Raw genomic sequence first — 12,139 nt, forward strand, 5'->3', positions numbered from 1 at the left:
CACCGCTCTATTTCCAGCCGTGCAGAAGGCGGGCGTAATTAAGGCGCTCCCAGGTTCGGGCATTGGGGGCGTTCGCCATAGACAGAACGCCCTGTGCTTCTGCCAGCGAGCGGTATCCCATTCCGGAGAGCCGAGCATTCATTTCCCGGGTAATCCTCGACAGGGCGCCGGCACCCTCCGATAGCAATGCGGAGACCACCTGCACTGCGGAAGCGCCCGAAAGAATCGCTTTTGCCGCATCATCACCACTGTGAACGCCACCCGAAACGGCCATTTCCAGTGATGTCTGGCCATACAGCATGGCCGCAGCGTGCAAGCGCAAGGGCAGCTCGGCGCTGGATGAAAGCACCACTTCCCGGCTCAACTCCAGCTCGTCCAGGTCCATATCGGGCTGGTAAAACCGGTTGAACAAAACCACGCCCCGGGCCCCTGACTCTTCGATACCGGCGACAAACGCAGGCAAGGCCGAGTAGAAAGGCGATAGCTTGACGCTGACCGGAATGCTCACCTGCTCAGTCACTGACCTCACAACCGAGAGTTGCCTCTGTTCCAGTGCCTCCGCAGTTTCCTCCGGATCCGAGGCCAGGTCGTAGAGATTCAGTTCGATGGCATGGGCGCCCGCCGCTTCCAGCTCGCGTGCATGCCGGGTCCAGCCACCTGTCGAGATACCGTTGAGCGAGGCAACCACCGGCACACCCAGTGAATGTCGCAACAGCTCCAACCGCTGCAGGTAGCTGTCCGATCCCATCTCGAAGAGTTCGGATTCGGGAAAAAACGATCGGGCCTCGGCGTCCATGTTGATCCGCGAATCAATAAACCGGTGAGCCGCCAGCTGCTCCTCCACAAGCTGCTCCTCGAAGAGGGAATGCATCACCACGGCACCGGCGCCAGCGTCAACACAGGCCTTCAGCGCGTCCAGGTCATCGGTCAGGGGGCTGGCGCCGACCACAAGGGGCGAGCTAAGCTCCAACCCCAGCCAACGGGTTGCCAATTCAGTCATGACGTTCACCCTTTTCGTTGTCAGGGTCAGAAGTTTCATGGGGCTCGAAGTGGATCCCCGCCAGCTGCTTGTAGAGCTCACGCTGCTCAGTTGCAGCCTCAGAAGCTGCCGCCACCAGCTGTTCGTAGCGTTGGGGATCCCGCAGCTCCAGCATCCGGAACCGGGCCTCTTCCTGCATATAGGCTTTCATGGTGACTTTCTGACGCAAGGAGTCCAGCTGCAGGGGCGGCAGCCCTTCGTGGATGCGCCGGGGATCAAACCGGTACAGCGGCCAGGCCCAGCTGTCTACCGCCCGCTTCTGCTGTGCGGGCGAGTGCACCAGGTCGTAACCGTGGGCAATGCAGGGGCTGTGGGCGATGATCAGTGCCGGGCCGTCGAAGCTCTCGGCTTCCTGCAGGGCCTTGGTGGTGTGGTTGCTGTGGGATTGCATGGCAATCTGGGCCACGTAAACGTGACCATAACTCATGGCCAGCAGGCCCAGATCCTTCTTCCGGGTGGCCTTGCCGGCAGCGGCGAACTTGGCAATCGCACCCATGGGGGTGGCCTTGGACTGCTGCCCGCCAGTGTTGGAATAGACTTCGGTATCGAGTACCAACAGTTTCACATTCTGACCCGAGGCCAGGGCGTGGTCGAGACCGCCATAACCAATATCATAGGCCCAGCCGTCGCCCCCTATTACCCAGACACTCTTCGGACAGAGCTCATCGGCCAGACTGTCCAGTTCCCGGGCCTCTGGCGTCTGCTTGTTCGCCAGCCAGTTCCGCAGCTGCTCAATGGCTGTGCGTCTGGCTGCCATTGCCCATTCATCAACGGTGGTGCAGGCGCTGGTCAGCTCCGGGTAGAGTCCGTCAGGTAGTTCTTCCCGGAACCCTTCCAGTAACTGCCAGGCCCGACCGACAAGCTTGTCCAGCCCCAGACGCATGCCCAGGCCCAGTTCCGCCGCGTCCTCAAACAACGAGTTGTTCCAGGTAGGACCACGGCCGTCGGCGTTCACTGTGTACGGAGTGGTGGGCAGATTGCCACCATAGATCGAGGAACATCCGGTGGCGTTGGCAATCAGCAACCGATCGCCCACCAGCTGGGTTAGCAGACGGATGTAGGGTGTTTCACCGCAGCCGGAGCAGGCGCCGGAATATTCGAACAGGGGAATCAGCAGCGGCAGGGATTTGAAGTCCCGGGGGATACGGTCTCTGGGCACATCCGGCAATTGCCGGAAAAACGCCAGGTTCTCTGCCTCTACCTCACGGTGCGCTTCGATCGGCTGCATATTGATGGCTTTGCGTTTGGGCTGGGTCCGGTCCTTTGCCGGGCAGACCTCGACACACAAGCCACAGCCGGTGCAGTCATCAGGCGCCACCTGAATACGGTAATCCAGTCCCTCCAGCTCCGAGGTGTGGGTTTCCGGCACCACCTCGAACGCCTCTGGCGCCCCTTTGACCGTCTCGGGCTCAAACACCTTGCTGGTGATCGCGGTGTGCGGGCAGATCATTGCGCAGAAGTTGCACTGCACGCAAAGGTCAGATTCCCAGATGGGGATCTCCAGGGCGATACTTCGCTTTTCATACTGGCTGGTTCCCGTTGGCCAGGTACCATCCGGCGGAAAAGCACTGACCGGCAGCTTGTCCCCCTGCCCTTCCAGCAACAGGCGGGTGACTTTCTGCACAAAGTCCGGCGCATCCTCCGGCACTCTTGGTGGCCGGGTGCGGGTGGCCGTTACCTTGTCCGGTACCGGTACCTCGTGCAGGTTGTCCAGTGCCGAGTCCACCGCTTCCACGTTGCGGCGCACCACTTCCGGCCCGCGGCGGCCCCAGGTTTTACGAATGGATTCCTTGATGTGGGCAATGGCCTCATCCCGGGGCAGGATATCCGCCAGGGCGAAGAAGCAGACCTGCATTACCGTGTTGATCCGTCGTTCCAGCCCCGCTTTTTCCGCCACTTCGGCGGCATCGATCACAAACAGTCGGGCCTTGCGCTCAACCAGCGCCCGCTGGACCTCTTCCGACAGCCGGTCCCAGACCTCCTCTTTCGGCCAGGGCACATTGAGCAGCACCGTTGCACCCTCGGCGGCATGTTCCAGCACATCAAAACGCTCCAGGAACTGGGGTGCATGAATGGCCACGAACTGGGCCCTGTTGATCAGATAGCTGGAGCGGATCGGCAGCGGACCGAACCGCAGGTGGGATACCGTGGTGGCACCGGATTTCTTGGAGTCATAGACGAAATGGCCCTGGGCAAACAGATCCGTGCCCTCGCCCAGAATCTTGATGCTGGCCTTGTTGCTGCTGACGGTGCCATCAGCGCCCAGACCGAAGAACAGGGCCCGGCGGGTTTTCGGGGACTCAATGTCCAGTTCGCTGTCCACATCCAGGGAGAGATGGCTGACATCGTCCCGCACGCCAACGGTAAAACGGGTTTTCGGCGCTTCGGCTTTCAGTTGGTCGAAAATGGCGCAGACCATGGCCGGGGTAAATTCCCGGGAAGACAGACCATAGCGCCCCCCGATCACCCGGGGCAGCACCTTGCGATCGCCCCGGCTGTAAGCTTCCATCAAGGCGCCACTGACTTCCAGCAACAGGGGCTCACCCTGGGCTCCGGGTTCCTTGGTACGGTCCAGGACTGCCAGGTGCTCGACCGTATCCGGCAAAGCGCTCAGGAAACGGTCGGTGGCAAAGGGCCGGAACAGGCGCACCTTGAGGACCCCGACTTTCTCGCCCTGCTCCAGCAGCCACTCCACCGTCTCATGGGCGCATTCGGCCCCGGAACCCATCAGGATGACCACCCGGTCGGCCTCGGGGTGGCCGAAATAATCAAACAGCCGGTACTGGCGCCCGGTAATGCCGGCAAACCGGTCCATCACGGCTTCAAGTTTGTCCGGAAACGCCTGATAGAACGGGTTGATTGCCTCCCGGGCCTGGAAGAAGGCGTCCGGGTTCTGGGAGGTGCCGCGAACCACTGGCCGGTCCGGTGTCATCCGGCGGCTGCGATGTGCTTCAACTCCGTCGTGCGATACCAGCGCCTGCAAATCCTGGTCACTGAGCGCCGCAATCTTGGAGATTTCATGGGAGGTGCGAAAGCCGTCGAAGAAATGCATCACCGGCACCCGGCTTTCCAGGGTGACGGCGTGGCCGATGGCCGCAAGGTCCTGGGCCTCCTGTACCGATCCCGACGCCAGCAGGGCAAAACCGGTACCGCGGGCGCTCATCACATCAGAATGGTCGCAGAAAATGGACAAAGCATGGGTGGCAATGCTGCGGGCGGCAATGTGCATGCAGAACGGCGACAGCTCGCCGGCAATCTTGTACAGATTGGGCAGCATCAACAGCAGTCCCTGGGAGGCGGTAAAGGTGGTCACCAGGGAACCGGCCTGCAGTGCCCCGTGCATGGCACCCGCGGCACCAGCCTCGGACTGCATTTCGACCACACTTGGCACCTGCCCCCAGAGATTGGGCTTGCCCAGGGCCGCCCAGTCATCAGCGTGTTCGCCCATCACTGAAGCGGGCGTAATCGGATAGATGGCAATGGTCTCGCTCAGGCGGTAAGCCACTGAGGACACCGCTTCATTGCCGTCGAGGGTATGAAACTCCATGGCCACGACTCCCTGTGGTGAGGCCGGCAGACAGCTTTGAGTCTAGTATCGACGGTGACAACCGCAAGAGGGCGGGTTTGATCTGAGACAGGTTTGGGGAAGAAACAGGATCAGGACTTGCCTGCTCCGGTTTTGATCAGGTGCTGAAACAGGAACTGGTAGTCTCCGGCCAGTCTGGATGCCCGCCAACCTTCTGGCGGACAGGCTGATGCGCCCTTTTCCAGCATGGCTTCGAGGCTGTCGGCGGCAGCTTCAGCCTCTCGCTCCGCATCCTGTTCATGGCTGTCATAGCGACACAGTTCCGGCACGTACTCGCGATAGGCCAGGCGATCCGGCGCCAATGGGACACAACCTGACGCCATGGCTTCGAGCATCGACAGCCCCTGGAAATCGTGCAAAGCCGTGGAGATCACAATATCCGCCTGACGCAGCAAATGATCGTAGTCTTCACGGCTTTCCAGAAACCCCCAGTGTTCGATGCAATGACCAAACTGTTCCCGGATCCGGTCAAATGCCTTCGGATAGCTGCGAAATCGCTCACCCACCACACTCAACCTGAACGGCATCGAACGCTGGTCCAGCACCTGCAGGAACTTCAGCAGACGGTCAGGCCCCTTGTCGTATTCCCAGCGATGGTTCCAGAGCAGATGGGGGCAGGCCCGGTTCATAAGTGGCCGGCGATCAGCAAACAACCGGTCCTCAATCGGCACCGGTATCACCCGGGACTTGTCACGCAGCGTTTCGATCAGTCCTTCGGGCACTTCATCGGGCAGCTTCTGGAGGAAAGAGGTGGCGCCTGCCAGAAAACTGTCCCGGTTCCAGCCACTGTTGAATATCACACAATCGGCAGACAGCGCACTGTAGAGGTTCACCATCTGCGGATCGGCACTGCTGTTCTGGCCGCTGGATACCGGAAAGGCGAACTGGTTTTCATGCATGTACAGCAGGCAGGGGGTGTGAGCAAGACGCGGGTGCAGCCCTCGGAGGGTTGCCAGATCCACCATGGATGTCGCAATGATCAGATCCCAGTGTTCCTGCAGGAGTGGCTCGTTCAGCCAGCTCAGTGGATTGCCACGGATACGCCAGCGGAAGAACCTGGGCGGCAGAACAAGACTCTGCCATTCATAACGCGGAAACATGGCGCCTAACTGCTCCCGCCAGCGCCTGTGACTGGCGGCATCGTAGCCAGACAGAAGGAGTATTCTCGGCGTGGTTCCAGAGGTCGTCATACGATGTCTCACTAACCAGCCTGAACCTCAGGCCGAGCCCGGGAGAGCGCCCAAAGCCCGAGCACCGGACCAGGGAACAGCAGGAGAACCACCCAGACATTCAACTGGCCCCAGAGCCCACTGGTCAGCCAGATGGCAGGCAGCGTCAGACCAAACCCGACCGCATTCATCACCGCCAGAGAGGAGCCTACCGACTCCCTCGGCGCCGTTGCCGAGGCCAGCGCCGAGAATTGAGGTGAGTCGGCAACCACAGCAATGCCCCAGACAATGAGCAAAACGATCAGCAAGGCCGGCGATAGTCCGTTCAGCCAGGGGTAAACCAGGCAGAAGGCCCCGGACACCATCAGGGCTCGCCGGGCCACCCATTCACTACCCCGTGTTCGGCTGAGCCGGCCACCACCGACGCAACCTGCCGCACCAATGCCAATGACAGCAAACGACAACCAGGGAATAAGTGCGTCACTCTGCCCCATCCGCTGCAGCTCCCGGCCGATGAGCAGGGGTGTTAATGTCCAGAACGCGTAGAGCTCCCACATATGGCCGAAGTAACCACCGGCCACTGCCCGGAATCTCGGGATGCGCAGAGCCGCCAGCCCCTGGCTGAGGGGCAATCGCCCGCTGCTTCTAGGCAGGTGCGGGCCGTCACCCAGCAGAAACACCAGCAGCCCTCCGGCCACGGCAAGACAGGACGCCGCCATCAGCGGCCACTCCCAGGGCATGCCCAGGGTTGCTCCGCGCATCAGGTGGGGCAGCGCCGTTCCCAGTGTCAGCATGCCCACCAGCCAGGCCAGGGCAGCCCCGGCATACTTTGGCGTCCAGGCAATGACCATTTTCATGCCCAGGGGATAGATCCCGGCCAGACACAGCCCGGTGGCAAAGCGCAGGAGGAAATCGAGCGGCGGCGCACCGGCAGCGAAAATAAATCCACCGTTAACCAGAGCCCCCAACAGGCTCGACAGCGCAAAGATCCGACTCGCGCCAAAGCGGTCGGCCAGGCCGGTCACCGCAATGGTCAGGGTGCCTGCGATAAACCCGGCCTGCACCGCCAATGTCAGCCGCCCGAGATCACTCTCGGTCAGGCCCAGCTCGCCGGCCAGCGACAACCAGACACCGTTGATACTGAACCAGAGCGAGGTGCCGAAAAGCTGGGCCAGAACGATCACAGGGAGGGGGTAACGTCGTAGCAGGTCGATCATTGTTTCACCAGTCGGTCCAGTCGCAGGCGCTCCCGGTCGTCGAACAGTCTTCGCCCGCCCCAGGAAACTGCCATCAGGGCACCAAATCCGGTGCCGACGGTGATGATCAGCATCACCAGGATCTGGTATTTCACCGCCACTGCCGGCGGGCTGCCTGCGAGAATCTGGCCGGTCATCATACCGGGCAGGCTGACGATACCGGCAGCGGCCATGGCGTTGATGGATGGCATCATACCACTGCGCATGGCGTCTCTCCGGATATCTTCCAGCGCCTGCTTCCAGGTCTGGCCCAGCATCAGGCGGTTCTCGATGACGGCCCGCTGCCGCCAGACCGATTCGTTCAAACGATCCAGCGCCAGGCTGACGCCTGTCATGGTGTTTCCGAGCATCATGCCCAGAAGGGGAATGGCATACTGTGGGGTGTACCAGGGGTCTGGGCCGATCACTACCGAGAGCGCCAGTACCGTCACCGAGAAGGACGATACGAACATCGATCCGGTGCCGATACCGAACGCCCACCAGCCCTGGAGTCTTCGGCCCTGACGTGCCACAACCTCCCGGCCGGCAACCAGAAGCATGACCAGGGCCATCAGGGCGATCCATTGGAAACCGGACGACGCAAACAGTGCCTCCAGAACCAGCCCGATCAGCGCCAGCTGAATCACCGTTCGAAGTGCAGCGATCAACAGGTTTCGGGTAATGCCCAGTCGGGCCAGATACCCCGTCCCAGCCAGGGCGAGCACCAGCAGCGCAGCCAGACCCAACTTCCACCAGGCCAGATCAATCACTTCCATCTGCGCGCTCCAGACTGGTGCCAAGAATCCGGTAATGGGCATCGGCCACCCGATGAATCTGGCCAACATCATGGGCGACCCAGAGCACTGCGATCTGCCGCCTCCGGATTTCCTCAAGCAACCAGGTTTCAATCGCTTCTGTGCTGTCGTTGTCGAGGTTGGCGGTGGGTTCGTCCAGTAAGAGAACCTCAGGCTCAAGCAGCAGGGCCCGCCAGAGCGCCAGCCGCTGCCGCTCACCGGAAGACAACCGGCTTACCGACCACTCCAGCACCTCGGGCGGGAAGCCCAGCGCTGACGGCAAATCTGCCTTCACATGATCCGGGAAGTGACCTCCAACCTCATCAAACCACCACTGGCTGTCTGCCGGCACCATCACCACCCGGCTTCGCCATTGGTGGGCGGGCAAATCCTCCTGGCAGGTATCAGCCACAGACACGGTGCCCCCATGGGGCTCCAGGTCCGCCACGGCTCTCAGCAGCCGACTCTTGCCACTGCCTGACGGACCGGACAGACAGACAACCTGTCCACCAGGTACCGTCAAAGACACGTTACTGAGAGTGCCAACACAGAGATTTTTCAGGACCAAATCTGTCAAGATAGCCTCATCAGGGCTCGCCAATGTTCATAACGGATATACCATTGCACAGTGTCCTGCCAACAACCAGCCACACAGGCCAGGGATGTATGAAGCTTCGATCTCTTGTTACGTTCACACTGGCAGTTGCACTGATTGCCCCGCCGTTGGCAGCAGAGGTCAGTCTGGCACCGTTTGCCGGTTTTCGCATGAGCAGTTCGGTGGATATCGAGACCGCCGGCGCCAGCACCTCAGACCAGATCGACTTCCGGGATTCCGCCAGCCAGGGACTGGTGTTCAATTTTGATCTGGCAGAGCCCGGCAAACAGGGAGAGATTTATTTCGGCCGGCAGAACACCTCCGCCCGACTGGACAATGGTCTGTTTGCACCGAGCCTGGATTCCATCGACCTGACCATCTACCAGCTCCAGTTCGGCGGGCTGTATTTCCCGGCTGGCCAGAATCATGGCGGGTTTGTCTCTGGTGTGTTCGGCGTTACCCGCCTCGAGCCGGACGATTCACGGTATGAAACCCATCACCGGGCCGCCCTGTCCATTGGCGGCGGGTACCAGTTTTTCCTGACGGAACAACTGCGCCTGAGGCTCGATCTGCGTGGTGTTTACACAGCCCTGAACTCGGGCGGCTCCGCGTTCTGCTCCGGCGGCTGCGAACTCAGATTCGACAGCAGCGGCTACCTGCAGGTGGAAGCCGCCGCAGGGCTGGCCATTCGGTTCTGAAGCCCGGTCAGGCCGTCACTGGCCGCCGCTGGGGCAACAAAACCGACAGCAACGCGGCCATGGCCACCAGACCCGACGATATCCACAAGCAGGCCTCCAGCCCCCAGGCCTGGTAGACCCAGCCGGACAGAATCGTTCCCAGCAACCGGCCGGCGGCATTGGACATGTAATAGAAGCCCACATCCAGGGACACCCCATCACCGCGGGCATAGCTAACGATGAGATAGCTGTGCAGCGACGAGTTGACGGCAAACAGCACGCCAAACAACAGCAGGCCACCAACAATCACGAACTGGGGTGACCAACCCGCTGCCAGGCCGATGGCAATCGCTGCCGGAATCAGCGCCAGTGCTGCCGCCCAGAGCACAGCAGGCTGCTTGCCTTCCATGTTGCCGGTGATGCGCGGGGCAATGGTCTGAATAAAGCCGTAGCCGATAATCCAGCTGGCCATAAAGCCGCCCACTTTCCAGAAGTCCCAGCCAAAGACCGTGTGCAGGTAAACGGGCAAAGCAACCACAAACCAGACATCCCGCGCGCCGAACAGAAACATCCGGGCCGCCGACAAGACATTGATGGCCCGGCTTTTGGAGAGGATCTCGCTGAACTTCGGTTTGGCCTTGCTCTTGCCCAGATCCTGTCCCAGCAAGAACAGGCTGGCCAGCCAGACCAGTCCCAAAGCCACCGCCATGATAATCACGGCACCCTTGAAGCCGGCCGCCATCAGCAGGACCCCACCGAGGAAAAAGCCCACACCTTTGAGGGTATTCTTGGAGCCCGTCAGAATGGCCACCCACTTGTACAGGGTGCCCTGCTGCTCATCCGGCACCAGCAACTTGATGCCGCTCTTGGCGGACATCTTGTTCAGATCCTTGGCAATGCCGGACAATGCTTGCGCCGCCATCACCCAGGGCACCGTGAGCATCGCCGCCGGCACCGCCAGCATGCCCAGCGCCACAATCTGCAGGAACAGCCCGATGTTCATGGTGCGGTTCAGCCCCATTCGGGCGCCCAGGTAACCGCCCACCAGATTGGTCACCACCCCGAAGAATTCGTAGAAGATGAACAGCAGGGCGATTTCCAGGGGCGAGTAGCCCAACTGGTGGAAATGCAGTACCACCAGCATCCGCAGGGCGCCATCGGTCAGAGTGAAGGCCCAGTAGTTGCCGGTGATCACCAGGTACTGTCGGATGGCAGCCGTCATATCAGGCAGCACCCACCCTGCGCGCCAGTTCCGCGGTGCGGTTGGCGTAGCCCCATTCGTTGTCGTACCAGGCGTAGATTTTCACCTGGGTGCCGTTGACCACCATGGTGGACAGGGCATCGACGATGGAGGAACGCGGGTCGGTCTTGTAGTCAATGGATACCAGTGGGCGCTCTTCGTAGCCCAGAATACCGTTCAGTTCACCCTCGGCAGCCTCTTTCAACAGCTGGTTTACGGTGTCCCTGTCGGTAGCCGATTCCACTTCAAACACGCAATCGGTCAGCGACGCGTTGGTGAGCGGCACGCGCACGGCGTGGCCATCCAGGCGCCCTTTCAGTTCCGGGAATATTTCGATAATCGCCGTTGCTGAACCGGTGCTGGTGGGGATCAGTGAACTGCCGCAGGCTCTCGCCCGGCGCAGATCCTTGTGGGGCGCATCGATAATGGTCTGGGTGTTGGTCAGGCTGTGAATGGTGGTGATGGAGCCGTGCTTGATGCCCAGCTTCTCATGAATCACCTTCACCACCGGTGCCAGACAGTTGGTGGTGCAGGAGGCGGCGGTCACAATGCGGTCGTTGGCCGGGTCGAAAATATCATCGTTCACACCAACCACAATGTTCTTGGCGCCCGCCTCCTTCACCGGTGCCGTGACCACGACCCGTTTCACGCCCTGGTCCAGGTACGCCTGCAAAGCACTGACCTTCTTGTTCACGCCACTGGCCTCGATCACCAGATCGCAGCCGGACCAGTCGGTTTCACCGATGCTCCGGTTGTGAGTCACGCGAATGCGCTGGCCCTCGATGACGATATCCGTTCCGTCGGCAGTGGCTTCCCGACTCCAGCGACCATGGATGCTGTCAAAGTTGAGCAGGTGAGCCAAAGTACCGGTATCGGCGCCCGGATCGTTGATGGCCACAAACTCCATATCTGGCCAGCCCCAGGCGGCCCGCAAGGCCAGACGACCGATTCGGCCAAATCCATTAATGCCTACTTTGATCTTGCTCATGTTGTGCTCCTGATAAACCTGTTCCGTACATTAGACCCTGCGGACATTACAGACATTGGACAGATGGGCGGTCTGCCATGGCCTGCAATCGCGCAAGCGGGTTCTCTATCAATCGGCCGTTATGGCTGGCGGTTTCATCCAGCACCCGGGCCAGCCACTGCGGAATGCCCGGGTTCAGGGAATAGTAGATCCACTGGCCCCGACGCTCCGTGGCCAGCAGGCCGGCATCCCGCAACGTGGCCAGATGCCGGCTGACTTTCGGCTGGGGCGCTTCAAAGGCTTCGGTAAGCTCGCAGACACAGAGTTGCCCCTGGCTGCGGATCATTAACAGCGCCGCAAGGCGGAAATCGTCGGCCAGCGCCTTGAACACCGTGACCGGGTCATAGCTGGCGGGTTTCGCTCCAGTTTCTTTCTGATGAATGAGTGCGAACAGGGCGACTCGCTCTTTGATCTCCTTAAGCCTGAGGGCGAAAGTGGAATGGCGGTTTGCTGGTACCGGATCGGCAAAATCCCAGGCAATCTGCTGGGCCGGCTGGCAGACCGCACCGCACTCGCTGGAAGCTTTCTCGCAGAGGGTAATCACGTAATCCCAATACTGTTCCTGCAAATCTGCCAACCGCTTGCTAGAAAGCCCTTCCGTCGATACGCCGGCTTCCTCAAGAACCTGCAATGCCATCGGGTGGGGCTCGGTTGGCTCGGTACCGGCGCTGGCCACTTCAAACCGGTCCCCGGCTATGTCCCGCAGCAAGGCTTCTGCCATAAGAGAACGGGCACTGTTGGCGGTACAGACAAACAAAACGCGGCGCTTCATATCTG

General features: G+C 60.9%; 10 protein-coding genes. 1 reads left to right on the forward strand and 9 read right to left on the reverse strand.

The features are described from left to right. Window positions 1-7 precede the first annotated feature (7 nt). The 6 genes from KYE_RS10160 to KYE_RS10185 all read right to left on the reverse strand — a co-directional run bounded on the left by KYE_RS10160 (window position 8) and on the right by KYE_RS10185 (window position 8,400). Window positions 8-1,000 carry a dihydroorotate dehydrogenase-like protein gene (locus tag KYE_RS10160; protein WP_008172971.1) on the reverse strand — a complete coding sequence of 331 codons (993 nt, stop codon included), beginning with the start codon at window positions 998-1,000 and terminating at the stop codon, window positions 8-10. Then, window positions 993-4,586: a pyruvate:ferredoxin (flavodoxin) oxidoreductase gene (gene nifJ, locus KYE_RS10165; RefSeq protein ID WP_008172972.1), complete on the reverse strand. Its 3,594-nt coding sequence runs from the start codon at window positions 4,584-4,586 to the stop codon at window positions 993-995. The genes KYE_RS10160 and nifJ overlap by 8 nt, the downstream gene beginning before the upstream one ends. A 110-nt stretch (window positions 4,587-4,696) precedes the next feature. Then, window positions 4,697-5,815, reverse strand: coding sequence for a DUF3524 domain-containing protein (locus tag KYE_RS10170; RefSeq protein ID WP_039881981.1), 1,119 nt, complete (start codon window positions 5,813-5,815; stop codon window positions 4,697-4,699). Between the two features lie 11 nt (window positions 5,816-5,826). Next, a complete protein-coding gene (locus KYE_RS10175) occupies window positions 5,827-7,011 on the reverse strand; it encodes an MFS transporter (RefSeq protein ID WP_008172976.1) in 1,185 nt (394 codons plus the stop codon). Further along, a complete protein-coding gene (locus KYE_RS10180) occupies window positions 7,008-7,805 on the reverse strand; it encodes an ABC transporter permease (RefSeq protein WP_008172978.1) in 798 nt (265 codons plus the stop codon). Before KYE_RS10180 ends, KYE_RS10175 begins: the two co-directional genes overlap by 4 nt. Beyond that, on the reverse strand, window positions 7,792-8,400 hold the full coding sequence (locus tag KYE_RS10185) for an ATP-binding cassette domain-containing protein (protein WP_008172979.1): 609 nt from the start codon (window positions 8,398-8,400) through the stop codon (window positions 7,792-7,794). The genes KYE_RS10180 and KYE_RS10185 overlap by 14 nt, the downstream gene beginning before the upstream one ends. Before the next feature lie 89 nt (window positions 8,401-8,489). On the opposite strand from KYE_RS10185, the gene KYE_RS10190 reads away from it, so the two are divergent. Next, entirely contained in the window at window positions 8,490-9,116 is a 627-nt protein-coding gene (locus KYE_RS10190) for a hypothetical protein (protein ID WP_008172980.1), read from the forward strand. Between the two features lie 7 nt (window positions 9,117-9,123). Here KYE_RS10190 and arsJ read toward each other — a convergent pair whose 3' ends face one another. The 3 genes from arsJ to KYE_RS10205 are packed head-to-tail and all read right to left on the reverse strand — an operon-like array spanning window position 9,124 to window position 12,134. Next, window positions 9,124-10,317: an organoarsenical effux MFS transporter ArsJ gene (arsJ, locus tag KYE_RS10195; RefSeq protein WP_008172981.1), complete on the reverse strand. Its 1,194-nt coding sequence runs from the start codon at window positions 10,315-10,317 to the stop codon at window positions 9,124-9,126. 1 nt (window position 10,318) lies between these two features. After that, window positions 10,319-11,323 (reverse strand): ArsJ-associated glyceraldehyde-3-phosphate dehydrogenase, encoded by a 1,005-nt coding sequence (locus KYE_RS10200; RefSeq protein ID WP_008172982.1) that lies wholly within the window; start codon window positions 11,321-11,323, stop codon window positions 10,319-10,321. Window positions 11,324-11,369: 46 nt separating this feature from the next. Then, the gene (locus KYE_RS10205) at window positions 11,370-12,134 is read right to left on the reverse strand and encodes a metalloregulator ArsR/SmtB family transcription factor (protein WP_008172983.1); all 765 of its coding nucleotides are present in this window, start codon (window positions 12,132-12,134) and stop codon (window positions 11,370-11,372) included. Between the last annotated feature and the right edge of the window lie 5 nt (window positions 12,135-12,139).

The organism is Marinobacter manganoxydans MnI7-9 (assembly GCF_000235625.1).
GTDB lineage: Bacteria > Pseudomonadota > Gammaproteobacteria > Pseudomonadales > Oleiphilaceae > Marinobacter > Marinobacter manganoxydans.

Bases quoted from the DNA above. Each gene is read 5' to 3' on its own strand.
- nifJ (WP_008172972.1), bottom strand. From the start codon at position 4,586: ATGGAGTTTCATACCCTCGACGGCAATGAAGCGGTGTCCTCAGTGGCT.
- KYE_RS10170 (WP_039881981.1), bottom strand. From the start codon at position 5,815: ATGACGACCTCTGGAACCACGCCGAGAATACTCCTTCTGTCTGGCTAC.
- KYE_RS10200 (WP_008172982.1), bottom strand. From the start codon at position 11,323: ATGAGCAAGATCAAAGTAGGCATTAATGGATTTGGCCGAATCGGTCGT.
- arsJ (WP_008172981.1), bottom strand. From the start codon at position 10,317: ATGACGGCTGCCATCCGACAGTACCTGGTGATCACCGGCAACTACTGG.
- KYE_RS10180 (WP_008172978.1), bottom strand. From the start codon at position 7,805: ATGGAAGTGATTGATCTGGCCTGGTGGAAGTTGGGTCTGGCTGCGCTG.
- KYE_RS10190 (WP_008172980.1), top strand. From the start codon at position 8,490: ATGAAGCTTCGATCTCTTGTTACGTTCACACTGGCAGTTGCACTGATT.
- KYE_RS10205 (WP_008172983.1), bottom strand. From the start codon at position 12,134: ATGAAGCGCCGCGTTTTGTTTGTCTGTACCGCCAACAGTGCCCGTTCT.
- KYE_RS10175 (WP_008172976.1), bottom strand. From the start codon at position 7,011: ATGATCGACCTGCTACGACGTTACCCCCTCCCTGTGATCGTTCTGGCC.
- KYE_RS10160 (WP_008172971.1), bottom strand. From the start codon at position 1,000: ATGACTGAATTGGCAACCCGTTGGCTGGGGTTGGAGCTTAGCTCGCCC.